This window comes from Pedococcus sp. P1_H8 (assembly GCF_056405175.1).
The window spans coordinates 1-356 of record NZ_JBFUCP010000486.1; the positions used below are offsets into that span (position 1 = coordinate 1).

The 356-nt window shown below is 68.3% G+C and carries 1 protein-coding gene; it reads left to right on the plus strand.

The window, feature by feature from the left end; genetic code table 11:
* The coding region (locus AC1DYG_RS20975; protein ID WP_477641749.1) for a DUF3109 family protein at window positions 1–356 on the plus strand (356 nt) is incomplete at both ends.

The window sequence follows — 356 nt, forward strand, 5'->3', positions numbered from 1 at the left end:
CGGACAAGATGGTGCCGACCCCCGAAGTCGACCTCGACTTCCCCCGCGAGTGGATCGAGTTCGTCGATCCGTCGAACGCGGAGCACGTCGTCGTCGCGGACCTGACCTGGCTGCTTTCCCGCTGGACCTGCGTCTTCGGCACCCCCGCGTGCCAGGGCACGGTGGCCGACCGGCCGGACGACGGTTGCTGCTCGCACGGCGCCTTCCTCTCCGACGCCGAGGACCGGGACAAGCTCGACAAGTCAGTGAAGTTGCTCACCGCGCAGGACTGGCAGTTCATCGACAAGGGCCTGGGCAAGAAGGGCTACGTCGAAGAGGACGACCTCGACGACGAGCCGGCCGTGCGGACCCGGCGC